This is a genomic window from Sphingorhabdus buctiana (assembly GCF_042680825.1).
Lineage (GTDB): Bacteria > Pseudomonadota > Alphaproteobacteria > Sphingomonadales > Sphingomonadaceae > Sphingorhabdus_B > Sphingorhabdus_B buctiana.
In genome coordinates this window covers 75,812-102,186 of the sequence record NZ_JBHUEL010000004.1, presented here as the reverse complement: position 1 = coordinate 102,186, position 26,375 = coordinate 75,812, and the positions used below count along the sequence as shown (strand labels likewise).

The following is a 26,375-nucleotide window of genomic DNA, read 5'->3' as shown; positions in this document are numbered from 1 at the left end:
CCATGCTCGGCACTATCGCCAAGTCTATCTTCGGTTCGTCCAACGACCGTTATGTCAAAAAGACGATGAAGATCGTCGCAAAGATCAATGCGCTCGAAGACCAGATGGTCGTGCTGTCTGACGAAGAACTCAAGAACCAGACCCAGCTGTTCCGCGAACGACTGGCTGCGGGCGAGACGCTTGACGACATCCTTCCAGAGGCGTTTGCAACGGTTCGTGAAGCATCCAAGCGCGTCACCGGAATGCGCCATTTCGACGTTCAAATGGTCGGCGGTATTGTGCTCCATCGTGGTGAAATTGCCGAGATGCGAACAGGTGAGGGTAAGACGCTGGTTGCAACGCTTGCGACCTATCTGAATGCGATTGATGGCAAGGGCGTGCACGTCGTTACCGTCAATGATTATCTTGCCAAGCGCGACGCTGAATGGATGGGCCAGATCTACGGCTTCCTGGGCCTGAGCACCGGCGTGATTGTGCCCAATCTCTCCGAAAATGAGCGTCGTGCCGCTTATAACTGCGACATCACTTATGCGACGAACAACGAATTGGGCTTCGATTATCTGCGCGATAACATGAAGCATGAGCGGTCGCAGATGGTGCAACGCCCGTTCAACTTCGCAATTGTCGACGAAGTCGACTCGATCCTGATCGACGAAGCGCGTACGCCGCTTATAATATCGGGCCCGACCGACGACAGGTCGGAACTGTACAAGGCTGTTCATCAGATCGTCCTGCAACTGGAAGAAGGCGATTACGAAAAGGACGAAAAGGCGCGCAGCGTTATCCTAACAGAGGAAGGCACCGAAAAGGCTGAGCGCCTGCTCGAAGCAGCAGGGCTTATCGTTGGAACCAACCTTTACGATTATGAGAATACGCAGGTCGTCCATCATCTTGATCAGGCATTGAAAGCCAATGTCATGTTCAAGCGGGACACCGATTATATCGTCAAGAATGACGAAGTGATCATTATCGACGAATTCACCGGGCGCATGATGGATGGCCGCCGCTGGTCCAATGGTCTGCACCAGGCAGTCGAGGCGAAGGAAGGTGTCCGTATCAAGCCGGAAAACCAGACGCTGGCGACAATTACCTTCCAGAACTATTTCCGCATGTATCCCAAGATTTCGGGGATGACCGGCACGGCCGCGACCGAAGCACAGGAATTTTTCGACATCTACAAATTGAACGTCGTGGAAATCCCCACCAACGTTCCCGTGCAGCGCATCGATGAGAATGATGAATTCTACAAGAACACCGCCGACAAGTTCGCTGCCATCGCCAAGGCGATCAAGGAAGCGCATGAGCGCGGCCAGCCGGTTCTCGTGGGCACCGTGTCGATCGAGAAGTCAGAGCTGCTATCCGAATATCTGAACAAGGAAGGCGTGCAGCACGCCGTCCTCAATGCCCGGTTCCACGAACAGGAAGCGCATATCGTGGCTCAGGCCGGTCGTCTGGGCGCGGTAACCATCGCCACCAACATGGCGGGTCGTGGTACCGACATCAAATTGGGCGGTAACCTTGAATTCCGAACTGAAGACGAATTGGGTGAAATGCCCGAAGGGCCCGAACGCGATGCAGCTATTGCGCGCATTGCTGCCGAGATTGAAGCCGAAAAGGCGAAAGTGCTGGAAGCAGGCGGTCTCTTCGTCCTTGCAACCGAGCGCCATGAAAGCCGTCGCATCGACAACCAGCTTCGCGGACGTTCCGGCCGCCAGGGTGACCCCGGCCTTTCGCGCTTTTACCTCTGCCTAGAGGACGACCTGCTGCGCATCTTTGGTTCGGAAACGCTGTTCGCACGCATGATGAACAGCAGCCTCGAAGATGGCGAAGCAATTGGCGGCAAATGGCTTTCCAAAGCAATCGAAACTGCCCAGCGCAAGGTTGAGGCGCGCAACTATGACGTGCGCAAGCAGCTCGTCGAATATGACAACGTTATGAATGACCAGCGCAAGGTCATCTATGAACAGCGCAGCGATATCATGGATGCCGAAGCGGTTGACGATGTTCTGGACGATATGTTGCACGAAACCGTCAACAACATCGTTGGTGAGAACTGCCCGCCGGAAACCTATCCCGAACAATGGGATGTCGAAACGCTGAAGCAGCAAGTTGGCGAGATTTTGGGCCTGCAGCCCGATATCGATAGCTGGTTGGCCGAGGAATCGATCGAGCCCGATATCGTCGAGGCGCGCATTATCGAAGCTGCCGAAGCCAAATTGGCTGAAAAGCGCGCATCGATTGATCCTGCGCTGTTCCGCCAGATCGAAAAGCAGATCCTGCTGCAGAACCTCGATCATCACTGGAAAGAGCATCTTTCGACACTCGATGCCCTGCGCCAGGTTATTTACCTCCGCGCTTACGCCCAGAAGAACCCGATCAACGAGTATAAGCAGGAGAGCTTTGGCCTGTTCGAACGCATGCTGTCAGCGATCCGCGAAGACATTGTGAAGACGGTTCTGACCAATGAATTCCGCGTGGAACCTCAGGCACCACAAGGTGAACTGCCGGAGTTGCCCGATTTCCTGACGACTCACTTCGATCCGCTGACCGGTGAAGATGACAGCGAAGATATTGATGCTGCGGATCTCGGCCTCATCAAGGCTTCGATTCCGGCACGTCAGGTTGCATCCAATCCGGGTGAGGGTGATCCCTATGCGGGCAATCCCAATTTGCGCCGTAACGACCCATGTCCGTGCGGGTCAGGGCAGAAATACAAGCACTGTCACGGCGCTTATTGAGGTGCCGTGAACGATGAGTGCGATGCTGGCCTTACTGTTCGGTTTAATCGCACTCATTTATGCCTCGGTCGGATTTGGCGGGGGCTCCTCATACACCGCTTTACTGACATTCACCGGAATTGAGCCAAGGCTGATTCCGGTGATTTCGTTGTGCTGCAACATCATTGTTGTAACAGGCGGAACGATCCGCTTTTGGCGCACGGGCCTCATCGACTGGCGCAAGGTTTTGCCATTGTTGGCAGTTTCCGCTCCTCTGGCTTTTGTTGGCGGCCTTATGCCGCTCAAGGAAACCACTTTCCTGTTCATTCTCGGCAGCATGCTGCTGTTGTCTGCCGTGACCTTGTTATTGCCTCAGGAGCGTTTGCCAAAGGTGGTTGTACCCAACGGCATTGTTCTTGGCATATCGGCCACGCTGGGGCTGCTGGCGGGATTGTCGGGGATTGGCGGAGGCATTTTCATGGCTCCGATACTTCACCTCATCCGATGGGACGACGGAAAGCGAATCGCAGCTTTCGCTTCGCTCTTCATCCTCGCCAACTCGATCACTGGACTCGCCGGCCAACTGCAAAAGGGTGGGTTGGATGGATTAATCGTGCCGGCAGCCGATTACTGGCCAATGTTGCTCGCTGTGCTGATCGGCGGGCAAATTGGCAGCCATATCGGGATTAAATTGTTTCAGCCCGCGATGTTGCGCAGGGTTACGGCGCTGCTGGTCGGCTATGCCGCCATCAGGCTGCTTTTGCAGATTGTTTGAGCTGTCAGAAAAATCTGGCTCCCCGGGACGGATTCGAACCGCCGACCAATCGGTTAACAGCCGATTGCTCTACCGCTGAGCTACCGGGGAGCAGCCCGATGACATCGGGCAGGCGCGCCTATGGCTTGGCCTGAAACAAAAAGCAAGTGGGTCAGGTAATAAATTGTTCCATTGCGATGCGATCATCGAGTGCATGCTCCGGATCGAAGAGCAAAGTCAGCGAACGATTGCGGTCAAGCGCGACCTCTACCGATGCAATATCGCGGATTTCGCGTTGGTCGGCGACCGCACTGACCGGGCGTTTGCCATTTTCCAATATCGTTAGCTTCACGACATAGCGATCGGGCAGGATGGCGCCTTTCCAGCGACGTGGGCGGAATGGGCTGATGGGGGTTAATGCCAGCAGCGAACTATCCAATGGCAGGATGGGGCCATTGGCAGAAAGGTTGTAAGCCGTGGAACCGACAGGGGTTGCCACCAAAATGCCGTCGCAGATCATCTCATCCAATACGGTGCGCCCGTTGACGTCGATTTTGAGTTTTGCGGCTTGCCGGGTCTCACGAAGCAACGAAACCTCATTAATCGCAGGCAAGGTGAACCGTTGGCCAGAGGTGGCCTCGATTGTGGCGATTAGCGGCGTCACGGTGATGCTCTTCGCTTTTTCGAGGCGGGTGAGCAGATCATTGGGATGCCAATTGTTCATCAGGAAACCGATGGTGCCAAGGTTCATCCCGTAAGTCGGCAGGTCGCGCCGCTGTTCGAGCAAGCGGTGCAGCAGCTGAAGCAAAAATCCATCGCCGCCCAAGGCTATCACGGCGTCGGCCTCATCAATGGGAACGAATTCGTGCATTTCGCGCAATTGCTTTTCAGCTTTGCGTGCCTGCTCCCCCGGTGAAGCCAGAAGCGCGAGTTTAGAAAAGCGGCTCATCCGCCTGTCGCATTCATATGACGGTGAAGTCGCAAATCCCGATCCTCCAACTGTCGTTCGAAATCATGACGTTCGGGTTTGAGGCGTAGTGCCTTCTGAAGCAGTCGGTCGACAGCGTCGAGCCCTCCTGCGCGGATGGCATCCTTGAAATCGACATGGAATTCGGACCCGAGGCACATATGCACCTTGCCATCGCTTCCCAAGCGCAGCCGGTTGCAATCGCCGCAAAAATTGTGGGTCATTGGTGTTATCAATCCGATGCGAAGCCCCATCGGCTCGACCTGAAAATAGCGTGCAGGGCCTGCTGTGCGGTGCGATATGGGAATGAAATCGTTCGATTGGCGCAAAGGCGCGATAAAGTCCTCTAGCGCGATGAATTGCTCGGTTCTTCCTGAAACTCCATCACCCAAGGGCATCGTTTCGATAAAGGCCAGGTCATGGCCATTTGCGGCGCAGTATTCGGCCATGGCTGGCACTTCGTGCGAATTAACATCTTTGAGCGCAACCATGTTGATGCGCACTTTCAGCCCTGCGCTGCGCGCATCCGCGATTCCCTGCAAAACCTGCTGAAGATCGCCGCCACGTGTGATTTCCGCAAAAGTGCTAGGATCCAAGCTGTCGAGGCTGACATTGATGCGTTCCACGCCATTACTGGCCAAGACCGTCGCATATTGCGATAAACGGGTACCGTTGGTCGTCAGCGTCAGTTCGTCGAGAGTGCCGGATTGAACATGCCTGCCAAGTTCACGGATCAGAACGTCGATATCGCGGCGGACCAAAGGCTCTCCGCCCGTCAGACGTATTTTGCGAATGCCATGTTTGATGAAACGCGATGCGATGAGCGCGATTTCGGTGTAATCGAGAATGTCCGTGCGGGGCAGGAACGTCTGATGCTCAGGCATGCAATAGGTGCAGCGAAAATTGCACCGGTCGGTGACCGATATTCGCAGATAATCGATTGTGCGTCCGAAATTGTCCTGCATCGTTAGATGGACCTATCGGTCTTGTCGGGTGCTGGCAACGGTTAGGAAAGGCTTTTCGGATATTCCGTATCAATGAATTCGGCTACGACATCGCCATCAATGAAGATTTCGCCCGCCCGTGACGCCCAATTATGGCTTTCTGCGTTCGAAGCGACGGCTTCTCGTGGTGCTGCTTTGTTTCTTGTCGGCATTCGTGACCTCAAACAGGTCAACGACCTGCACGGGCGCGATGTGGGCAATGCCGTGATTGCAGAAATCGGCCAGAAAATCGCGCAATATGCTTCGGCAACGCAAGGTGCAATCCTTGCGGCGAGACTTCCCGGAAGGGAGTTTCTTTTGATAACGGAGCGGATGAATGCGCCTGATGCCGAACAATTGGCGCGCAAACTGGTCGCAAGATTGGGCGAACCCGTGCTGCAGGGGAATGGCGATCTCCATATCAGTCCGCGTATCGGCATAGCCTTGGCAACTGCCCGTCAGACCGGTGCATCGCTGTTATCTGCTGCATCTGCTGCGTTGGCATCGGCCTATTCGCATAAAGGACGGAAATATCGCTTTGCCGAAAGCCATGAGGCCATCGACAAAGTGAAACACACCCGTCTCGACAAGGAATTGCGCAATGCGCTCGCCAACAGCGAGATTGGCATTTTTTTTCAGCCGCAGTTTGAGGTTGCGACAGGCAGGCTTGTGGGCGCTGAGGCGCTGGCGCGGTGGCATCACCCCGAACTGGGCGAAATAGGGGCGGATGAGCTGTTTTCTGCGGCTGATCGTTGCGATTTGCGTGAAGAACTCTCCTACGCCATCCAGCGCCAAGCGGTATCACATGCGCTGGACTGGCCGAACATGGTCCAGCCGCTGCGTCTTTCGATTAACCTGGGTGCAGAGGAACTGGCTGACGATCATGCGGAGCGTCTCCTCACCATTCTCAATGAATCCGGTTTCCCATGCGAGCGGTTGACGGTCGAACTGACTGAAGAGAGCATCGTCCGCGATTTCGATCTTGCCATGGCGCAGCTACAGATGTTGCGGTCGAAAAATGTAAGCGTCGCGATTGATGACTTTGGTACCGGCTATTCCAGCCTAGCATATTTAAAGAGCCTGCCTGTCGATTATCTCAAGATCGATAAGGGCATGATCGCTGAAATCAGCGGCAATCCGCGCGATTTGATCGTGTTGCGCGCCGTCATTGCACTTGGGAAGGCGCTTGATCTTAAGATTATCGCTGAAGGTGTTGAAAAAAATAGCGAATTGGAGATTCTGCGCGCCGAAGGCTGCGATTTTTTCCAAGGCTTCCTGCAGTCCAAGCCGCTGTCAGCATCCGAATTTGCCAAGTTCATCGCCAAACAGTCGTAGTTACGCTGCCTTGCGCGCAAGCCCCGCCAAACCTTTCGACAATTGCAGGCAGCCGTTGAGTTTGCTTGCCGGGTCAGGCCAATTGCGGGTGATCACCAACTTGCTGTCTGGACGCAGCTTTGCTGAAGCCCCCAAACGTTCGACATAATTGAGAAGGCCGGGAATATTGGGTGGCCGGTCTTCGTGGAAGCTGACCAGCGCGCCGCGTGCACCCACTTCGATCTTGGCAACCTGCGCAACCAAGGCGTTCTGCTTGATTTCTATAAGTCGAAGCAGATTCTGTGTGGGTTCGGGTATCGGGCCAAAACGGTCAGCAATTTCTGCCGCCAGGCCTTCGATTTCGAGTGCACTGTCGAGTTCGTTGAGGCGGCGATAGAGCGCCATGCGTACCGAAAGGTCGGGCACATAATCGTCCGGAATAAGGATCGGCGCGTCGATGGTGATTTGCGGGCTGAAGCTATCGCGTGGCTTGGCGAGACCCTGCGCCTGCGCGCGAACGGCAACAATCGCATCTTCGAGCATCGACTGGTAGAGTTCGAAGCCGACCTCCTTGATATGACCCGATTGCTCATCGCCGACCAGATTGCCTGCGCCTCGAATATCGAGATCGTGGCTGGCCAGTTGGAAGCCTGCACCAAGGCTATCTAAATCACTCAGCACCTTTAGGCGCTTTTCTGCTGTTTCGCTCAACACCCTGTCTGCTGGCTGGGTCAGATAGGCATAAGCGCGCAATTTCGAACGCCCCACACGGCCGCGGAGTTGGTAAAGCTGTGCCAGGCCAAATCGATCCGCCCGGTGGACGATCAAGGTGTTGGCGCTCGGAATATCGAGCCCGCTTTCGATGATCGTTGTCGACAACAGCACATCATAGCGTTTGTCGTAAAAGGCGGTCATCCGCTCTTCGATTTCGCCAGCCGCCATTTGACCGTGCGCGGTAACGAATTTCACTTCGGGAACCTGCTCGCGTAGATAATCTTCGATTTCGGTGAGGTCGGAAATGCGCGGAACAACGAAGAAGCTTTGCCCGCCGCGATAATGCTCACGCAACAGCGCTTCGCGCATCACCACTTCATCCCATGGCATCACATAGGTGCGCACGGCCAGTCGGTCGACGGGCGGGGTCTGGATGACCGAGAGTTCCCGAAGGCCCGACATCGCCATTTGCAACGTGCGCGGGATCGGCGTTGCAGTCAGCGTCAGCATATGGACGTCAGTCTTCAGCGCCTTCAACTGTTCCTTGTGGTTGACGCCAAAGCGTTGCTCCTCGTCCACAATCACAAGGCCCAGCTTCTTGAACTGGACGGTTTTCGCAAGCACCGCATGCGTGCCCACGACGATGTCGATCGACCCATCGGCCAGTCCGTCGCGGGTCTTGCTGGCCTCGGCAGTTGGCACCAGGCGTGAAAGGCGACCAATCGAAAGTGGGGTATCGGCAAACCGCTCGACGAAATTGGTGAAATGCTGGCGTGCAAGCAGGGTGGTTGGAGCGATTACAGCAACCTGATAGCCCGCCATGGCAGCGGCAAATGCCGCGCGCATTGCCACCTCTGTTTTGCCAAAGCCGACATCGCCGCATACCAATCGGTCCATCGGCTTGCCGCTCGCCAAGTCTTCGAGCACTTCTGCGATGACACGTTCCTGATCGTCGGTCTCGGCATAAGGAAAGCGATCGACAAAGGCGGCATAGGCCGCATCGTCAATTTCCATGGCCGCGCCGGGGCGCAAGGCTCGTTCGGCTGCTGTACGGATAAGCTCATGCGCGATCGCCGTGATGCGTTCCTTGAGCTTTGCCTTGCGTCGCTGCCAGGCTTCACCGCCAAGCTTGTCGAGTGCGACGGCCCCATCCGAATTGCCATAGCGGGTGAGGACGTCGATATTTTCAACCGGAACATAGAGGCGATCGCCGCCAGCATAGGTCAAAGCGACGCAATCATGCGGACTCTGCCCGACCGGTATCGAAGCTAGCCCTTCGTAACGGCCAATGCCATGCTCGACGTGGACGATCAGGTCGCCCGGCGTCAGCGCCGCCATTTCCGCTAGGAAAGCATCGGCACTCTTTCGGTTCTTGCGCCTGCGAACGAGGCGGTCGCCCAAAATATCCTGCTCGGATAGCAATGCGACGTCGGGCGATGCGAAGCCGTGATCGATCGGTAACACCACCATCGCGGCTGACTTGCCCGTCGCAGCGCCCAAAGCTGCTTGCCAGCTATCGGCTTCGACCAGTCGCGGGGCGCCATGATCGGAAAGCAAACCCCTCAATCGCTCCCGCGCGCCGGCAGAGTAACTGGCGATGATCGGTTTCTTGTCCGCCTTCAGGCACTCTTTCAGATAGGCTGAAACAGCGTCATAGACATTGTCTTTGCGTGCACGTTCCGGCGCAAAATCGCGCCCGGATGCCACGCCAAAGTCGATTGTGTCTGCGGTGTCCGGCGCTGCAAAAGGTGTGACCAAATGGCAGCCTTTGGCATTCAGCAATGTTTGAAGTTCGGCAGGCTCCAAATAGAGTTGGTTCGGAGCGAGCGGGCGATAACTGCCCGGGCTGGCAGATTGCGCCTTTTCGCGGTTGGCATGATAGTCGGTTATCGCGTCGAATCGCGCTTCACCCGCAGCGATGGAGGCTTGATCGCGCAGGATAAGCACATTGTCGCCTAAGTGATCGAGCAAATTGACGAGGCGCTCTTCGAACAAGGGGAGCCAATGATCCATCCCTGCAAGGCGCCGTCCTTCGGAAACGGCTTGGTAAAGCGGATCGCCTGTCGCTGTGACGCCGAACAAATCGCGATATTGGGTGCGGAAGCGGCGTACTGCATCTTCATCCATCAATGTTTCAACGGCGGGCAGCAGTTCGAACCGCTCGATGGTGCCAATGCTCCGCTGATCCTGCGGTGAAAAGGATCTGATTGTTTCGATTTCATCCCCGAAGAAATCCAGCCGCAAACCGGTTTCGCTGCCAGCGGGAATAAGGTCGACCAGGCTGCCGCGAAGGGCAAATTCCCCCGCTTCGGCAACGGTATCCACTCGAAAATAGCCATTTGCTTGCAACAGCGAAGCAAGTCGTTCGCGGCTAATCGATACGCCAGATGCCAGGATTGCACCTGTTTGACGGATACGAAATGGCGTAATGACCCGCTGGATCAACGCGCCAATCGTCGTCAGCAATATGCGTTTCGATCGCGCCGGTTGCTGCAATGCGGCCAGAGTCGCCATGCGTTGGCTGGTGATGACGGTAGATGGCGATGCCCGGTCATAAGGAAGGCAATCCCATGCGGGAAATTGCAGGATTTCCAGTTCGGGAGCGAAGAAAGGTATCGTATCCGCCAGTGATCGCATCGCTGCATCATCGGGCGCGATATACAAGGTCGTGCCTTTGGCACCGCGGGCAAGATCAGCCAGCAACAGCGGTGTGAACCCTGCAGGTACGGACGCAAGCGTCAGCGGTCGTTCGGCCCGCAATATGCGTTGCAGATCGACCATGTTTATTGGGCGTTACCCAATCCTGACGGAAGTTCGATATAATCTAGGCGCTTGAGCTGTTCCATCATTGGCCCATGCCATCGATCGGGAATCGCGATTGTTCCCATTGCCCACCCCATGATGTCGACATCCTGTTCTTCGAGCAGCGCTTCGAACCATGCGAAATCGGCATCGCTCCAATCACCATGATAGCAATCGAAAAAGCCACCAACGATGGCATCGGCTTCCCTTGTGCCGCGATGGTGGGCGCGGAAGTGCAATTTGCGAAGATAGGATGCCCTGTCCATAAAGCTCTCGAAGATAGTGGAATGATGGCCAACGGCCTATATAGAGGGCCCTAGACATGCGGCCCGATATTCTCAATCCGTTATTTGCCGAAGTGGAAACGCTTAAAGGCGTCGGTCCGGGTATTGCCCGGCCATTGGATCGGCTCGGGCTGAAGCGGGTGAAGGACCTGCTTTATCATTTCCCGACAGGCTGGACCTATCGCAAGGCTGTCAAAGTCGTCGATATGGCGGATGTCGGGCAGAACATCATCGTGACCTTGGCAATTGCGAGCCACCGTTCGGGTGGCAGTGCACGCAGCCCGTTGCGTATCCACGGCGTCGATAGTGAAGGCAATTACCTGACCCTGACCTTCTTTGGTCGCACCGGAAGCTGGGCGAAGAAGCAATTGCCCGTCGGCGAAACGCGCGTCGTTTCGGGCAAGCTCGAACGCTATGGCGATGAACTGCAAATCGTCCATCCCGATCATATTGCGCCGGTTGGCGATATGAAGCCGGTTGCTCTGGTTGAGCCGGTCTATCCGTTGTCGGAGGGGATCACCAGCAACCGGCTGCATGCTTTGGTGCTGCAAGGGCTAGAGCGGCTACCCAACCTTCCAGAGTGGATTGAATCTTCGCTGGTTGCGTCAAAGAACTGGGGGAGCTGGAACCAGTCGCTTTCGACCGTGCACCAACGTGACGACAAAACTGTGCGTGATCGCCTCGCTTACGACGAGTTGTTCGCCAACCAACTCGCCATGCGGCTTGTTCGCGCGGCATTGGACCGCCGCAAAGGCCCGCCGATTGAAGGTGATGGGCGTTTGGTATCGCAGCTGCGCCTGCCTTTTGCGCTCACTGGTGCACAGCGAAGGGTCATCGGTGAGATTGAGGGGGATTTGGCACAATCCCGGCCGATGTTGCGCTTGCTGCAAGGCGATGTCGGCTCAGGCAAAACAATGGTTGCACTCCACGCTCTGCTTCGGGCTGTCGAAAGCGGCAAGCAAGGAGCGATGCTCGCGCCAACCGAAATCCTTGCAAGGCAGCATTTCGCAAACTTGCAGGCTTCGCTAGCGGGTCTTCCGGTAAATGTTGCGATACTCACCGGTCGCGAGAAGGGACGAGTCAGGGAATCGGTGCTGATGGGCCTTGCGGATGGATCGATCGACATCCTCGTTGGCACCCACGCCATTTTTCAGGAGGCGGTCACCTATAAAGCGCTCGCCTTAGCGATAATTGACGAGCAGCATCGATTTGGCGTTAGCCAGCGTTTGATGTTGTCGCGCAAGGGGCAGGGCGTGCCGCACCTTTTGGTGATGACGGCAACCCCCATTCCCCGCAGTCTGGCGCTTGCTTGCTATGGCGAGATGGACGTTTCGCAAATTGACGAGATGCCTCCGGGGCGAACCCCGGTCGAAACACGAGTCATTTCCGAAGAGCGGTTGCCAGAATTGATCGATGGCGTTGCCCGTCACTTGGCAACGGGCAGGCAGGCTTTTTGGGTTTGTCCGCTGGTGGAAGAGAGCGAACGAAGCGAATTGGCAGCGGCTGAACAGCGCGCGGAGATGCTGCGGCTCCGCTTTGGCGATCAGGTCGCCTTGGTCCATGGGCGGATGAAAGGGCCGGAGAAGGACGCCGTCATGGAGGCCTTTGCTGCTGGCAAAACCCGGCTGCTGGTGGCGACAACCGTCATCGAAGTGGGTGTCGATGTTCCCAATGCCAGCTTGATGATTGTTGAGGCATCGGACCGTTTCGGACTAGCGCAATTACACCAGTTGCGCGGCAGGGTAGGGCGGGGAAGCGAGAAATCATCGTGCATTCTTGTGCGATCGAGCCAGATCAGCGAAACCGCGCGCGCGCGATTGGCGCTGATGCGCGAAACCAATGACGGCTTCCGGATCGCCGAAGAGGATTTGAAATTGCGCGGGGCTGGGGAGTTGCTGGGTACTCGGCAATCTGGGGAAAGTCCGTTTCGGGTGGCGACAGACGAGCAGGTACGCGAACTGATTACCGCTGCATCGGACGATGCCCGCCTGCTGATAGACAGGGATGGCGGACTAGACAGGCCGCGTGGTGCAGCGGCCCGTATTGCACTATATCTGTTTGAAAGAGACGCCGGCCTGGCGACGCTTCGCGGTGGTTAGCGCAGCTTGGGGCTGACCACGTCGATAAGCGCCATGAAATCGGGCAGGCGAACAACGCGTTCGAATTGGAATCCCGCACGGCCCTCGACCGACCAGATGAGATGGGCCTCGATACGTCCGATAACAGGCAGGCGAAGTTCGATCCGGTCGCCATGTTCGAAAACCGTGTTGTTATCGATCATGAAACCATGCGCCGAGATATTGGCGATATGTAGTTTCTGCTCGCCATGCTTCTTGCTGTCAGCAAGAACGTCATAGCTGGCACGGTGGCGTGCCGCGCGACGCAGATCGTAATTATCATCAATAGCCGGTTGTGCCATATCCACTTAATCCTGTTTCGACGGGGTCGCACGACCGGTTTGGCAGGATTTTACAAAGAAAAGGTAAAATCCGGGGCGGCAATCTTTACCACATTCAGCAAAATTCGATCAGGCCGTGCTTCTTCTTGCCCGCCGAAATCCTGACGGTCGTGCTTCCTTTTGAAATCAGAGCATTTTCGTCTGCGACCGCTTCGCCATCGATGCGCGCTCCGCCGCCTGCGATCATACGGCGTGCCTCTTTCTTGGACGCAACGAGGCCCAAATCGACCATCGCATCGACCAGAGCGATAGACGAATCGCTAACGGAAATGGAGGGCAGCGCATCGCCGCCCGAACCTTCTTCAAAGGTTTTGCGCGCCGTTTCTGCCGCTGCCAGCGCTGCATCCGCACCGTGCGCCATGGTGGTTGCGGCGTCGGCCAGGATTTTCTTGGCATCGTTGATTTCGGAACCCTGCAGCTGTTCCAGTCGCTCGATTTCGGTAAGGTCGATATCGGTGAAAAGCCTCAGGAACCTACCGACATCGGCATCCTGGGTGTTGCGCCAAAATTGCCAGTAGTCGTAAGCAGGCAGTTGATCGCCATTCAGCCAGACCGCGCCCTTGGCAGTCTTGCCCATCTTTCCGCCATCGGCGGTCGTCAGCAGCGGCGTGGTCAATCCATAGACTTCGAGGCCATCCATGCGGCGGGACAATTCTATACCGTTGACGATATTGCCCCACTGATCCGATCCGCCCATTTGCAAGCGGACGCCCATTTCCTGCGCCAGATGCCGGAAATCATATCCTTGCAGGATCATGTAGTTGAATTCGAGGAAGGTCATCGGCTGTTCGCGCTCAAGCCGCAGCCGAACCGAATCAAACGACAACATCCGGTTGATGGTGAAATGCGTGCCAACCTTTTGCAGCATTTCGATATAACCGAGCTTGCCCAACCAATCATGGTTGTTGACCATGACTGCATCTGTCGGGCCGTCGCCAAATTTCAGGAAACGATCAAATACTGTTCGTATCGATGCGATATTGGCCTCGATGGTCTCATCGCTCAGCATCTTGCGGCTCTCGTCACGACCAGTGGGATCGCCAATCCGCGTCGTACCGCCACCCATCAAGACAACGGGCTTGTGACCAGCCTGCTGCAAACGGCGCAGCATCATGATCTGAACGAGCGAGCCTACATGCAGCGACGGGGCGGTCGCATCAAATCCGATATAGGCCGGAACAATCTGCTTCGCAGCCAGGGCATCGAGCCCTTCGGCGTCGGTTAGCTGGTGGATATAGCCGCGACTATCGAGTAGGCGCAGGAGATCGGATTTAAACTGGCTCATGTCGGTCTCTGGATGAATTTGGGGGCCGCCTAGCATGGAGTTTCGCGCTTGGCCAAGCTTTCTATGAAATGTCACCCGGATACACCGGCAGAAGCGGTCCGGGATTTCACTGTCGAAGTTGAGCGCCGGCGCGACGATCAAGTCTGGATTCGCTACACTGTAGAAGTGCCGCTTGACGAATTGCAGCTGGACGAGACACTAAAGCCGGAACGCATGGATGGCCTCTGGAAAACAACATGCTTTGAAGCGTTCGTAAAACCCGAAGGAAGCGCAGGTTATTGCGAGTTCAATTTTGCACCTTCCGGCGCGTGGGCGGCTTATCGCTTTTCTGGATATCGCGAAGGCATGGATGACTTGCCGATGGCAAGCATTCCGGCGCTCACGAAAACCGTGAATGAAAGCCATTTTGTGCTCGAGGCCTTGTTCGCACTTGCTCCCGAACACTCCAGCACAGAAGTTCGCCTGGCTGTGACCGCCGTTATTGAAGAAGCGAATGGCACAAAGTCTTACTGGTCGCTCGCACACCCGCATGGTTCGCCCGATTTTCACCATCCCGATTGCTTTACGCTGTCACTTCCGGCACGAGCCGGGACATGATCAAATTCGGTATCGATCGGCTGCTCGCCGAAGCTGAACTACGCAAGGAACTGGCAGGAAAGCGCGTGGCATTGGTTGCCCATCCTGCTTCGGTGACCGCGGGACTTGAACATTCGCTCGACGCGTTGATTGCTAGTAGAGATATCAACATCACCGCCGCCTTCGGACCACAGCATGGGCTGAAGGGCGACAAGCAGGACAATATGGTGGAATCGCCCGATTTCACCGACCCAGTCTATAACATCCCGGTTTTCAGTCTTTACGGCGAAGTGCGCCGTCCAACCGGGCAGATGATGTCGACTTTCGATGTCGTGCTGGTCGATCTTCAGGATCTGGGATGCCGAATCTACACCTTCATTACGACCTTGCTGTACATCCTTGAGGAAGCAGCAGCGCACGGCAAGGCAGTGTGGGTGCTCGATCGCCCCAACCCAGCCGGACGCCCGGTAGAGGGTCTGACCTTGCAACAAGGCTGGGAGAGCTTTGTTGGCGCAGGTCCCATTCCGATGCGCCATGGGCTGACTTTGGGTGAGTTGGGCCATTGGTTCATCGACCACTTCAAACTCGACGTGGAATATCGCGTCATCGAAATGCAGGGCTATGACCCGGATGCAGCGCCCGGATTTGGCTGGCCGTTGGACCAGCGCATCTGGATCAATCCGAGCCCCAATGCCGCAAATCTCAACATGGCGCGCGCCTATGCAGGAACGGTCATGCTCGAAGGTGCTACATTGAGTGAGGGCAGGGGGACGACGCGCCCTCTCGAGATTTTCGGTGCGCCGGATATCGATGCGCGCGCGGTGATGGCTGAAATGGAGCGGCTTGCGCCCAAATGGCTGCGTGGCTGCGCGTTACGGGAAATCTGGTTTGAACCGACTTTTCACAAGCATGTCGAAAAGATGTGCCACGGCGTGCATATTCATGCTGAAGGTGGATTCTACAATCATCAGGATTTCAAACCGTGGCGTTTGCAGGCGCTGGCCTTCAAGGCAATACGACGCCTTTACCCCGATTATCCGATCTGGCGCGGCACCGATTTCAAGTATGAGTATACCAATGATGTACTCGCTATCGACGTGATTAATGGCGGGCCGGGGCTGCGCGAATGGGTGGAAGATGCCGCAGCGATGCCATCGGACCTTGACGCCTTGGCAAAGGCAGACGAAGAACGTTGGGAGGAGGAGAGGCGTCGCTATCTCCTCTATTGAGGAGAGCCAAATCAATGTCCGAGCCAGCAAAGGCCGAAACTTCAAAGTCGCCCAATTCGTTGAGACTCACGCTTTGGGTTTTGCTGATTGTTTACATTTTCAATTTTCTGGATCGCCAGATCGTCAACATTCTGGCGGAGCCCATCAGCCGGGATCTTGGTCTTAGCGATACACAGATTGGCCTGATGACAGGTATCGCCTTTGCGGCGTTCTATACCTTTCTCGGAATTCCGATCGCGCGTTATGCGGATCGACCCAAGACCAATCGCGTCGGACTGATTTCGATATCTTTGGTTGTCTGGTCGGGGATGACTGCGCTGTGCGGTATGGCGCAAAACTTTGTCCAGTTGTTGTTGGCGCGCATCGGGGTCGGCGTAGGTGAAGCAGGTTGTACCCCGGCTGCACACTCGTTGATCGCGGATCTTGCACCCCCCGAAAAACGGGCTTCGGCAATTTCCTTCTATTCGCTCGGTATTCCGATCGGCTCGCTGTTGGGGATGCTGATTGGCGGGCTCGTCGCCGATGCCTATGGCTGGCGTGCGGCGTTCCTCGTGGCAGGCTTGCCGGGTATTGCGCTCGCCTTGGTGGTGTTCCTAGTTCTTCGCGATCCACGTATTTCAGCGCAGATGCAAGCAGTGCAGCCCAAGCCTGCCATTTCGACGGCAGAGGCTTTCAAGGAAATTCTGGCATCGCGCGCCTTCATCATGCTTGCCATCGGCGGAGCAATGGCCGCGTTCCTCAGCTATGGCAAAGCAACCTGGACAACTATTTTCTTCCAACGGACACACGAGCTTTCGCCAGGTGAAGTTGGCTTCTGGTTCGGTATTGGCGGCGGCATAGCCGGCATAATCGGAACATGGGCCGGCGGTTGGTTTGCCGATAAATATGGCAAGGAAAATCGCCGCCATGTGTTGACCGCGCCTGCTGTTGGCATGCTGATCGCCATTCCCATCGCCATCAGCGCCTATTGGGTCGAAAACTGGTGGTATGCGCTCATCCTGATCATGACGCCTACATTCCTTAATTCGATGTATGTTGGCCCTGCATATAGCTGCGCCCAAGGCCTTGTGCCGCTACGGGCGCGTGCAATGGCCTCTGCGGTACTGCTATTCGCACAGAATCTGATTGGGCTTGGCCTTGGGCCTTTGTTCTTCGGGATGTTGTCTGACGGTATCAAGCCGATTGCCGGAGACGACAGCGTACGCTGGGTGCTGTACGGGGCAGCGCTGCTAGGCGTAATTCCGGCATTCTTCTTCTGGCGCGCGAGCCTGCACCTCAACCGGGAACTCGACCAGAAAGGCTGAGCGTATCAGCCGTTCTTGCGAACGAGTTCCCGCATTGCATCGTCAAGCCCTTCAAGGGTCAACGGATACATGCGATCCTTGACCAGTTCCTTGATGATCTTGGTCGATTGCGAATAGTTCCAATGCGCCTCAGGTGTCGGGTTCAACCACACCGTGGCTGGATAGGTGTTGACCATGCGTTGCATCCACACGGCCCCGGCTTCCTCATTGAAATGCTCGACTGAACCACCCGGATGGGTAATTTCATAGGGGCTCATCGCCGCATCGCCCACAAAGATCAGTTTGTAATCATGGGGGAACTTGTGCAGCACTTCCCACAGAGGCGTGCGTTCGGCGAAGCGGCGCCGGTTGTCTTTCCATACGCCCTCATAAACGCAGTTGTGGAAGTAGAAGAATTCGAGGTTCTTGAATTCCGCCGTTGCCGCACTGAACAACTCTTCGCACAGCTTGATGAACGGATCCATTGAGCCGCCAACGTCAAGGAACAACAACACCTTGATCGCGTTGCGCCGTTCGGGTCGCATCTGGATATCAAGCCAGCCCTGCCGTGCAGTACCGCGGATCGTGCCATCGAGATCCAGCTCGTCCGCCGCACCTTCGCGGGCAAAACGCCGCAGGCGCCGCATGGCGATCTTGATATTGCGCGTGCCCAGTTCACGGGTGTTGTCCAGGTTCTGGAACTCGCGCTTTTCCCAAACCTTGAGCGCGCGTTTATGCTTGGATTCGCCGCCGATGCGAACACCTTCGGGATTGTAACCATTATTGCCGAAAGGCGAGGTTCCGCCGGTGCCAATCCATTTGTTGCCGCCTTCATGGCGCTTCTGCTGCTCTTCAAGACGCTTCTTGAGCGTCTCCATGATCTCATCCCATGATCCGAGCGATTCGATTTTTGCCATTTCCTCTGGCGTCAGGAATTTTTCGGCGATCGCCTTTAGCCATTCTTCCGGGATTTCGGCGGTGTTGGTGCCATATTCCGAGAGGATGCCCTTGAAGACCTTGTTGAACACCTGGTCAAAGCGGTCGAGTTGGGCCTCGTCCTTCACCAATATGGCACGCGAAAGATAATAGAATTCTTCCGGATTTTGTTCGATTACATCGGCTTGCAACGCTTCGAGCAGCGCCAGATGCTCCTTGAGCGAGGCTGGAATGCCTGCGGCCCGAAGCTCGTCGAGGAAGTTGAAGAACATGTGACGCCTATACGGTTAATCAGCTGATTAACATTTTCATGGCCTGACCCGCCGCTTTCGTCAACCGAATAGGCCGGAGCGAACACCTTAACTTGTCGCTAATGTATCATGTTTACCTGTCGGGGCAGCACAAATTCAGATTGATAAACGGGTATAGGCGTGTTGCAGACCAACAAATGGATCGATGAAGCCGCCAAATTATGCGGCGATGTAGCTGTCGATTGCTCCGACACAGCGGGCACACTTGAGCTGGCAGCAAGGGCAGCCGACGATCTGCGGCGGGAGCATGGTGCGCTTGAAACAATCACAGACAAGCTGGCGAGCGAAATAGAGAGTGTCACGCAAGCGACCGAAGAAGCGCGCGAACTGTCCGATGCCGCAAGGGAAAAGCTTGAAGCGGGCAATTCCACTATAGAATCGTCGATTGCTGGCTTTGCCGAGATGGTGGAGCTGATTAATCGCCTCGGCAACCATATCGCCGGATTTGCAGCGGCTATGGATCAGGTGAAGCGAGCTTCACAATCCATCGACAACATTGCCCGCACCACCAACATGCTCGCGCTCAATGCCGCCATAGAAGCGCAAAAGGCGGGTCAGGCCGGGCAAACATTCGCGGTCGTTGCTGCCGAGGTCAAAAAACTTGCTCTAGATTCGCGGGCGGCAGCCGTTGAAATCACGGGAACGGTCAACTCGCTTGCAACCGAAGCTGAAAAGCTGGTGGTCGATATCGATGCAGGCATTAAGGGTAGTGATGTAGCCAAAGCACAGTTTGCGAACATGGAAGAGCTGCTCGGCGGTCTTAGCCAGATTGTCGGCCAAGTTGATGAGCGCACCAGCGAGATCGCGGAAAATACCGCGGCGATTAACAAGGGGTTGTCGGAATCCCGCAATGTCCGACTTGCCGTTTCGATGGCAAATGACGTGATGCACGAACGGCTGCAACTGGCCCACAGTGAACTGAATGAACTCGAAATGCGGGCAAACCGGATGTTCGACAAAATTGTGCACAGTGGGATGTCCAAAGCGGACAGCGAATTCGTCCAACTGGCACTGGAAAAAAGGGACGAGGTTGTCGCTTTGACGGAGCGGGCAATCGCTTCGGGTGCGTTGGGTATAGACCAGCTTTTCGATGAGAATCTTGAGTTGGTACCGGGAAGCAACCCGCCGCGCTTCACTTCCAGCCTGACAAGCTGGGCAGATGCAAACTGGCGGCCATTCTTCGATCAGACCAAAGCATTGCGTCCTGAAATATTGACGGTGGTGTGCACCAGTCGAACAGGATTCCTGCCGACACATTTGAGCGAGTTCTCGCTACAGCCGACGGGGGATCTTGCCCATGACACGCGCTTTTGCCGCAATGGCCGCGTGTTCAATGATGAGGGAATCGACAAGATCGCCAAGGCTAGCGAGCAGGATTACATGATGGCGGTGTACAGGCACACGGGTGCATCGTCCCAGGGCGGGAACCGGGATTCGGCGGTAGTTCGGAATGTGTATGTGCCGATGCATTTTCAAGGCCGCCGATGGGGCGACCTTGAAATAGCCTATATTCTTTAAAGTCAGTTGCCTTGGCGGCGCGCCATGAAGGCCAGTCGCTCAAACAGCATCACGTCTTGCTCATTCTTGAGAAGCGCGCCGTGAAGCGGCGGGATAGCCTTGGTCGGATCGCGGTTTTGCAAGACATCCAGCGGCATGTCTTCGTGGAGCAACAGTTTCAGCCAGTCGAGCAGTTCGCTTGTCGAGGGCTTTTTCTTGAGGCCCGGTACTTCGCGAATGTCGTAGAAAATATCCATGGCTTTCGACACCAGCATCTTCTGAATGCCGGGGAAATGGACGTCGATGATCGCCTGCATTGTATCCCGTTCAGGGAACTTGATGTAGTGAAAGAAGCAGCGGCGCAGGAATGCATCCGGCAGTTCTTTTTCGTTGTTCGAAGTGATTACTACAATCGGGCGCTCTTTCGCAGCCACGGTTTCGTGCGTTTCGTAAACGTAGAACTCCATGCGATCGAGTTCTTGCAACAGGTCGTTCGGAAACTCGATATCGGCCTTGTCGATTTCGTCGATCAGCAAAACCGGCAGCTTTTCCGATGTGAACGCTTCCCACAATTTGCCGCGTTTGATGTAGTTGCGAATGTCATGAACGCGCTCATCGCCAAGCTGGCTGTCGCGCAAACGTGCAACCGCATCATATTCATACAGGCCCTGATGCGCCTTGGTGGTGGATTTGATATTCCATTCGATCAGCGGTGCATCCATCGCTTTCGCGATTTCCTGCGCCAGCACGGTCTTGCCGGTTCCGGGTTCGCCTTTGACAAGTAATGGGCGGCGCAGCTTCACAGCCGCGTTCACAGCCACCTTCAAATCATCGGTGGCAACATAATTCTGTGTGCCGTCAAAACGCATATTTCTTCCCCGGTTTAATCATTCGATTAACCGTTAAGCAGCACGCTGCTCCATTGCAACAGGCTTTTGTGAAGATGGTGGCGGTTTATTCGTTCAGCAGGGCCGTGTGGCGGGCTGCAATGATCTGCCAAAGCCCGCGCTGCTGCGCCAGCATCTGGTCACGGCCGAAAACCATCGCGCGATGTATTGGTGGATTGACGGACATGTTCCGGGCTAGCGTTGCTGTCGCGCTGGGTCGGGGAAGGAAGCAGGGTGGCGCTTCGATTCCCACGATCATGGCCACCTTATCCAGCAAAGGCCTCGACTCAAGCCAATCGAGCGCAAATGCCATTGCAGCGCCGGCAGCGCATCCTTCGCGGTCTGACGTTGCAAGCATTTCCATGCTGCGGCTTTGGCCATCAATCAGCGCGTTGACGCGATTTTGGCCGATCTGTCGGTGGACGGGGCCTGCTGCGATGTGAAGGCGGTTAAGGAAAGTGCGTTCGAGAGCAAAGGCATCGATTGACTGTGCCAGCCATTCACGCGCCTCTTGGGCGACAATCTTTTGCCCCGCATGTTCGATGATTCCGGGGAAACGTCCGAAACAGACATTCATGAAATGTGCGATATCAGCGACCAACGCTGGGCGGCAAATCCTTACCTGTGATCGCAGATCCTGGGTTGTACCGCTTTTCTCGAGAAACTCTGCCAAAGGCGCGACAATCGGGCCGCAACCCTGCTGGGCAGCGGTTTCGATAAAATTTGTTCCGAAATCCAGTTCGTTACTGGCGAGTAGTCCCATCGCGCACTCCGGCTAGCCGCTGAACAGTTCAGACGGTGCTAGGTGCCGGAAATATCAATAAAACCTAAACGGGAAGTTTACGCCAGCCCGAGATTCAGGCTGGCGCAAATTCTTACTGATCGAGGAACGAGCGCATCTTGCGCGAACGCGAAGGATGCTTGAGCTTCCGCAAGGCCTTGGCTTCGATCTGACGGATACGCTCACGCGTGACCGAGAATTGCTGGCCAACTTCCTCAAGTGTGTGGTCGGTGTTCATCCCGATGCCGAAACGCATACGCAAAACGCGTTCTTCACGCGGCGTCAGGCTGGCAAGCACGCGGGTGACCGTTTCCTTGAGGTTGGCCTGGATCGCGGCATCTACTGGAATGATCGCATTCTTGTCTTCGATGAAGTCACCAAGATGCGAATCTTCTTCGTCACCGATCGGCGTTTCGAGAGAGATCGGTTCCTTGGCGATTTTCATCACCTTGCGAACCTTTTCGAGCGGCATCGAAAGGCGCTCGGCCATTTCTTCCGGCGTCGGCTCGCGACCTTGTTCGTGCAGGAACTGGCGACTGCAGCGGACCAGCTTGTTGATCGTTTCGATCATGTGCACCGGAATACGGATGGTGCGCGCCTGGTCAGCGATCGAGCGGGTAATCGCCTGCCGGATCCACCAAGTGGCATAGGTACTGAACTTATATCCACGGCGATATTCGAACTTATCGACCGCCTTCATCAGACCGATATTGCCTTCCTGGATGAGGTCGAGGAACTGCAGGCCGCGATTGGTGTATTTCTTTGCGATCGAAATCACGAGGCGCAGGTTGGCCTCAACCATTTCCTTCTTCGCTATACGTGCCTCGCGCTCGCCCTTTTGCACCATGTTCACGATGCGACGGAATTCATTGAGGCTCATGCCGGTGTTGGCGGCGATATCAGCGATCTCGCCACGGATACGCTCAACGGCATCGATTTCGTTTTCCGCGAACTTTGCCCATTTTTTGTCGAGACCGGCAACGCTTTCGAGCCATCCCTCGTCAAGCTCGTGGCCCATATAGCGGTCGAGGAAATCCTTGCGCGGAACTTTATGACGCTCGGCAAGGCGCAGCATCTGGCCGCCAAGCGCGGTCAGGCGACGGTTGAACGAATAGAGCTGGTCGACAAGATATTCGATCTTGTTGGCGTGGAACTGGACGCTTTCGACTTCCGCGGTCAGGTCTTCACGAAGCTTTTGATATTTGTTTTCCGAAGCCTTGGGGAATTCGCCGCTGGAAGACATTGCCACCATGCGCTCGTTCTGGATTTTCGAAAATTGCTTGAACAGGCTGGTGATGGTCGCAAAACGCTCCAAAGCAGCAGGCTTCAAGGCTTCTTCCATCTGCGCGAGGCTGAGGGTGTTGTCCTCCTCTTCCTCTTCGACAGGACGGGCGCGACGTTCGGTCAGATCGTCTTCGTCTTCATCAGCGCTGGCTTCTTCCTCAATATCCTCTTCTTCCTTGTAAGAGGGACCGGCGGTGGCTTCGCTGATTTCGCCATCATCATCGTCTTCGCCATCTTCAGAGAGGCTTTCGGGCGCTGGCTCTTTCGAAAGCATCGCGTCGAGATCGAGGATCTCGCGCAGCTGCATCTCGCCATTGTTCAGCGCATTCGACCATTCGATGATCGCGTGGAAAGTGATCGGGCTTTCGCACAGGCCAAGGATCATGGTGTCGCGGCCAGCTTCGATGCGCTTGGCAATCGCGATTTCACCTTCGCGGCTCAGCAGTTCGACGGCGCCCATTTCGCGCAGATACATGCGCACGGGATCGTCGGTGCGATCACCGGTTCCGGTTTTTTTGACTGTCGACGTCAGTGAACGGGGGTCGTTTTCGGAAATGTGATCGACGGTTTCGCCGTCATCATCATCGCGTTCTTCGCCGTCTTCTCCAGCTTCGTCGCTTTCGACGATCTGCACGCCCATGTCGTTGATTGCGGACATGATATCCTCAATCTGCTCGGACGACATCTGATCCTGTGGAAGGGCTTCGTTCAATTCATCATAGGTCAGGTAGCCGCGCCGCTTCGCCTTCGCGAGCAGCTTCTTCACCTGCGCATCGTTGAGATCGATCAGCGGTGCATCGCCGCCTGCGCCATCTTCCATTTCAGGTTGCGTAGCCAAGTTTCTGTTTCCCCGTCGCTCTTACAAAACGTCTTCGCGCTGCAACAGCGCAGCCAGACGCATGTCAAATTCCTGTTTTTCCTGTCGCAGCCGCTGTTGCTCGGCATAATTGGCTTCGTTGAGATCGCTACTCGCCAATTCGGTCGCCCTTTGCAGTGCTGCTTCTAACTCGGGCCGCTGCTTCATCAACCGGATTGCTTCATCCAGCTGCCTGAAGGCTTGTGCCCCAGCCAGTTCCTTGTCGCCTGATAAACGGTTGAAGCCGAATGCTGTTCCGTCGCCCTGCAACAAGGCTTGAGCCATATTATACAGATCATCCCCTAATATGGTAAGGAAGGCGCCACTATCAAGTGTTTCTTTGCCGCTGTTCAAAAGCGCCGAATCGAGCATGGCTGACAGCAGCCGTGCATGGCCCGGATCGCGAGGGACAAAGCCGGCCAGCGCCTCCTGATGACGGATGATTTGCGATGGGTCGCGCAGCAGCGCCGTGAGAACACCGCGGACCAATATGTCTGTCCCTTGACTGCCTATTGTTTTGGCTTCGTGTGTCGCAGGCGGCGGCGTGTTCGGCCGCCACGGCCCTTTTCGTTGCGGCGCGGGGCGATAAGGCTGGGCAGGTCGGCTGAACAGGGCGTCGAAACGCTCCCGAAATGCATCGGCATAGTGCCTTCGGATCTCGGCATCTGCGATATTGGCAACGTGGATACCCAGACGCTGTTTGAAACCCGCCCGATCTTCAGGAGTTGCGACCGGTCCGGTTGCAAGTTCGGTCTTCCAGAGCTTCTCGACCAATGGCTCAGATTTTTCGAGCAGTTCGGTAAATGCCCTGGGCCCCGCGCTGCGGACCAGATCGTCGGGGTCCTGACCTTCGGGCAAAGTCACGAATTCGAGGCTATGGCCCGGTTTCAACCCGCCAAGCGCGCACTGCGCCGCGCGGAAAGCTGCTTTTTGCCCAGCTGCGTCGCCGTCGAAGCATAACAACGGTTTAGGCACCATTCGCCAAAGCATCGAAATCTGCTGCTCGGTAAGGGCTGTTCCCAATGGAGCCACCGCTTCGCCAAAGCCTGCCTGGGCGAGGGCAATGGCATCCATATAGCCCTCGACTACAATCACCCTGTTCGACGCGCGTGAAGCCGCCGATGCCTTGTCGAGATTGTAAAGTGTGCGGCCTTTATCGAACAAAGGCGTGTCGGGGGAATTGAGATATTTGGGCTCACCCACCCCCAAGATACGACCACCAAAGGCAATGACCCGGCCGCGCGGATCGCGGATCGGGATCATCAGGCGCCCTCGGAACCGGTCATAGGGCTCCTTATCGTCGACAGCTATCAGCAGGCCCGCCTCGACCAGCTTGTCGATGCCGAAATCTTTGAGGGCTTCTTTGAGCTTGCCCCGGCTATCCGGCGCAAAGCCGATGCCAAATGCTTTGATCGTCTCAGGCTTCAAACCGCGCTGTTCGCAATAGGCACGCGCCTCGGCCCCTTCCAGCCCTTGGAACTGCGCGACAAACCATTGCTGAGCGGCTGCCATGACGTCGTACAAAGTATTGGCACGCTCGGCCTTGGCAGCCGCCCGTGGATCGGGGGCAGGGACCTGCATCCCCGCCGCATCGGCCAGTTCCTTGACCGCATCCATGAAAGACAGGCCACGCTGGTCAGTCATCCAGCGAATGGCGTCGCCATGCGCGCCACAGCCGAAGCAATGGTAAAAGCCCTTTTCATCGTTGATCGTGAAGCTGGGCGTCTTTTCATTATGGAAGGGGCAGCAGGCCTTGTACTCCCGCCCTGCCTTGGTCACCTTGATGCTGCGCCCGATCAACGCGGAAAGCGTTGTTCGCGCGCGCAGTTCATCCAACCATTGCGGTGTAAGGCTCATACAGCCCTTATGTCAGGAAAGCGCGGCCTTCACCAGCGCGCTTGCCTTGCTCATATCAAGCTGTGTGCCGTGACGTTCCTTAAGGATAGCCATCACGCGGCCCATATCCTTGACGCTGCTCGCGCCAACCTCTGCCTTGATAGCTTCGATAGCAGCGGCGGTCGCCGCCTCGTCCATCTGCGCAGGCAGGAAGGTTTCGATAACCGCAAGCTCGGCCTTTTCGACATCGGCCAATTCCTGTCGACCACCCTGTTCATAGAGAGCAATCGATTCGCGGCGCTGCTTGACCATCTTTTGCAGTACTTCGACCACGACTGCGTCATCATTGGGCACATTGGCCGAGGTGCGCAGTTCGATATCGCGGTCCTTCAATTTGGCGAGGATCAGGCGCACCGCTGCCAGCCTGTCTTTCTCGCCAGCCTTCATCGCCGCAACCTGCGCGGCCTTGATATTGTCTCGAATCATGTTCCGATTTCTTTGAAAATGAGGAAGCGGCCTCCTTAGCCACAACTTTCCGATTTTAATAGATTGACCTTCGGCTGCCTCGGCTCTAGGCGCGGTGCCTTAGCGACATCGCCAGAACCTCTATTGAAAAAGGAC

General features: G+C 56.0%; 20 protein-coding genes and 1 tRNA gene. 8 read left to right on the top strand and 13 right to left on the bottom strand.

All coding sequences use genetic code 11. The features are described 5' to 3' along the window. The first annotated feature begins 2 nt into the window (after window positions 1-2). Window positions 3-2,738 (top strand): preprotein translocase subunit SecA, encoded by a 2,736-nt coding sequence (gene secA, locus ACFSAG_RS05580; RefSeq protein ID WP_381512258.1) that lies wholly within the window; start codon window positions 3-5, stop codon window positions 2,736-2,738. Between the two features lie 13 nt (window positions 2,739-2,751). Then, window positions 2,752-3,492 carry a sulfite exporter TauE/SafE family protein gene (locus ACFSAG_RS05575; protein ID WP_381512255.1) on the top strand — a complete coding sequence of 247 codons (741 nt, stop codon included), beginning with the start codon at window positions 2,752-2,754 and terminating at the stop codon, window positions 3,490-3,492. Window positions 3,493-3,507: 15 nt separating this feature from the next. Here ACFSAG_RS05575 and ACFSAG_RS05570 read toward each other — a convergent pair. From ACFSAG_RS05570 to moaA, 3 genes are all read right to left on the bottom strand, one after another. Beyond that, window positions 3,508-3,582, bottom strand: a tRNA-Asn gene (locus ACFSAG_RS05570). 61 nt (window positions 3,583-3,643) lie between these two features. After that, a complete protein-coding gene (locus ACFSAG_RS05565; protein WP_381512252.1) occupies window positions 3,644-4,420 on the bottom strand; it encodes an NAD kinase in 777 nt (258 codons plus the stop codon). Further along, window positions 4,417-5,403, bottom strand: coding sequence for a GTP 3',8-cyclase MoaA (gene moaA, locus ACFSAG_RS05560; protein ID WP_381512249.1), 987 nt, complete (start codon window positions 5,401-5,403; stop codon window positions 4,417-4,419). Before moaA ends, ACFSAG_RS05565 begins: the two co-directional genes overlap by 4 nt. A 99-nt stretch (window positions 5,404-5,502) precedes the next feature. Between moaA and ACFSAG_RS05555 the strand changes: the two genes are divergently transcribed. After that, window positions 5,503-6,756, top strand: a complete 1,254-nt coding sequence (locus ACFSAG_RS05555) for a putative bifunctional diguanylate cyclase/phosphodiesterase (RefSeq protein WP_381512246.1) — start codon at window positions 5,503-5,505, stop codon at window positions 6,754-6,756. On the opposite strand, the gene mfd is transcribed toward ACFSAG_RS05555, so the two are convergent. Together mfd and ACFSAG_RS05545 are read right to left on the bottom strand one after the other, a co-directional pair. Next, window positions 6,757-10,230 (bottom strand): transcription-repair coupling factor, encoded by a 3,474-nt coding sequence (gene mfd, locus ACFSAG_RS05550; RefSeq protein ID WP_381512242.1) that lies wholly within the window; start codon window positions 10,228-10,230, stop codon window positions 6,757-6,759. It abuts the gene before it with no gap. Window positions 10,231-10,232: 2 nt separating this feature from the next. Further along, window positions 10,233-10,517, bottom strand: a complete 285-nt coding sequence (locus ACFSAG_RS05545; protein WP_381512239.1) for an FAD assembly factor SdhE — start codon at window positions 10,515-10,517, stop codon at window positions 10,233-10,235. A gap of 56 nt (window positions 10,518-10,573) precedes the next feature. On the opposite strand from ACFSAG_RS05545, the gene recG reads away from it, so the two are divergent. Next, window positions 10,574-12,634, top strand: coding sequence for an ATP-dependent DNA helicase RecG (gene recG, locus ACFSAG_RS05540; RefSeq protein ID WP_381512236.1), 2,061 nt, complete (start codon window positions 10,574-10,576; stop codon window positions 12,632-12,634). Here the strand turns inward: recG and ACFSAG_RS05535 are convergent. Next, window positions 12,631-12,954, bottom strand: a complete 324-nt coding sequence (locus ACFSAG_RS05535) for a PilZ domain-containing protein (protein ID WP_374611214.1) — start codon at window positions 12,952-12,954, stop codon at window positions 12,631-12,633. The two genes, recG and ACFSAG_RS05535, sit on opposite strands and share 4 nt — an antisense overlap. Window positions 12,955-13,048: 94 nt before the next feature. After that, window positions 13,049-14,278, bottom strand: a complete 1,230-nt coding sequence (gene tyrS / locus ACFSAG_RS05530; RefSeq protein ID WP_374611212.1) for a tyrosine--tRNA ligase — start codon at window positions 14,276-14,278, stop codon at window positions 13,049-13,051. A gap of 48 nt (window positions 14,279-14,326) precedes the next feature. On the opposite strand from tyrS, the gene ACFSAG_RS05525 reads away from it, so the two are divergent. The 3 genes from ACFSAG_RS05525 to ACFSAG_RS05515 are packed head-to-tail and all read left to right on the top strand — an operon-like array spanning window position 14,327 to window position 17,387. Beyond that, window positions 14,327-14,875: a DOMON-like domain-containing protein gene (locus tag ACFSAG_RS05525; RefSeq protein WP_381512231.1), complete on the top strand. Its 549-nt coding sequence runs from the start codon at window positions 14,327-14,329 to the stop codon at window positions 14,873-14,875. Continuing rightward, window positions 14,875-16,083, top strand: coding sequence for an exo-beta-N-acetylmuramidase NamZ family protein (locus ACFSAG_RS05520; RefSeq protein WP_381512828.1), 1,209 nt, complete (start codon window positions 14,875-14,877; stop codon window positions 16,081-16,083). The genes ACFSAG_RS05525 and ACFSAG_RS05520 overlap by 1 nt, the downstream gene beginning before the upstream one ends. A 14-nt stretch (window positions 16,084-16,097) precedes the next feature. Continuing rightward, the gene (locus ACFSAG_RS05515) at window positions 16,098-17,387 is read left to right on the top strand and encodes a spinster family MFS transporter (RefSeq protein WP_374611208.1); all 1,290 of its coding nucleotides are present in this window, start codon (window positions 16,098-16,100) and stop codon (window positions 17,385-17,387) included. Window positions 17,388-17,392: 5 nt separating this feature from the next. Here the strand turns inward: ACFSAG_RS05515 and ACFSAG_RS05510 are convergent, their stop codons facing one another. Beyond that, a complete protein-coding gene (locus ACFSAG_RS05510) occupies window positions 17,393-18,574 on the bottom strand; it encodes a vWA domain-containing protein (RefSeq protein WP_374611206.1) in 1,182 nt (393 codons plus the stop codon). A gap of 159 nt (window positions 18,575-18,733) precedes the next feature. Here ACFSAG_RS05510 and ACFSAG_RS05505 point away from each other — a divergent pair, with 159 nt between their 5' ends. Next, the gene (locus tag ACFSAG_RS05505) at window positions 18,734-20,131 is read left to right on the top strand and encodes a methyl-accepting chemotaxis protein (RefSeq protein ID WP_381512227.1); all 1,398 of its coding nucleotides are present in this window, start codon (window positions 18,734-18,736) and stop codon (window positions 20,129-20,131) included. Window positions 20,132-20,133: 2 nt separating this feature from the next. Here ACFSAG_RS05505 and ACFSAG_RS05500 read toward each other — a convergent pair whose 3' ends face one another. The 5 genes from ACFSAG_RS05500 to ACFSAG_RS05480 all read right to left on the bottom strand — a co-directional run bounded on the left by ACFSAG_RS05500 (window position 20,134) and on the right by ACFSAG_RS05480 (window position 26,240). After that, window positions 20,134-20,979, bottom strand: a complete 846-nt coding sequence (locus ACFSAG_RS05500) for an AAA family ATPase (protein WP_374611202.1) — start codon at window positions 20,977-20,979, stop codon at window positions 20,134-20,136. Window positions 20,980-21,064: 85 nt separating this feature from the next. Beyond that, window positions 21,065-21,760, bottom strand: a complete 696-nt coding sequence (locus ACFSAG_RS05495; protein WP_381512224.1) for a DUF6975 family protein — start codon at window positions 21,758-21,760, stop codon at window positions 21,065-21,067. A gap of 112 nt (window positions 21,761-21,872) precedes the next feature. Then, the gene (rpoD, locus tag ACFSAG_RS05490) at window positions 21,873-23,882 is read right to left on the bottom strand and encodes an RNA polymerase sigma factor RpoD (RefSeq protein ID WP_374611730.1); all 2,010 of its coding nucleotides are present in this window, start codon (window positions 23,880-23,882) and stop codon (window positions 21,873-21,875) included. A gap of 39 nt (window positions 23,883-23,921) precedes the next feature. Further along, a complete protein-coding gene (dnaG, locus tag ACFSAG_RS05485) occupies window positions 23,922-25,775 on the bottom strand; it encodes a DNA primase (RefSeq protein ID WP_381512222.1) in 1,854 nt (617 codons plus the stop codon). Between the two features lie 12 nt (window positions 25,776-25,787). Further along, window positions 25,788-26,240 (bottom strand): GatB/YqeY domain-containing protein, encoded by a 453-nt coding sequence (locus ACFSAG_RS05480; RefSeq protein WP_381512219.1) that lies wholly within the window; start codon window positions 26,238-26,240, stop codon window positions 25,788-25,790. Between the last annotated feature and the right edge of the window lie 135 nt (window positions 26,241-26,375).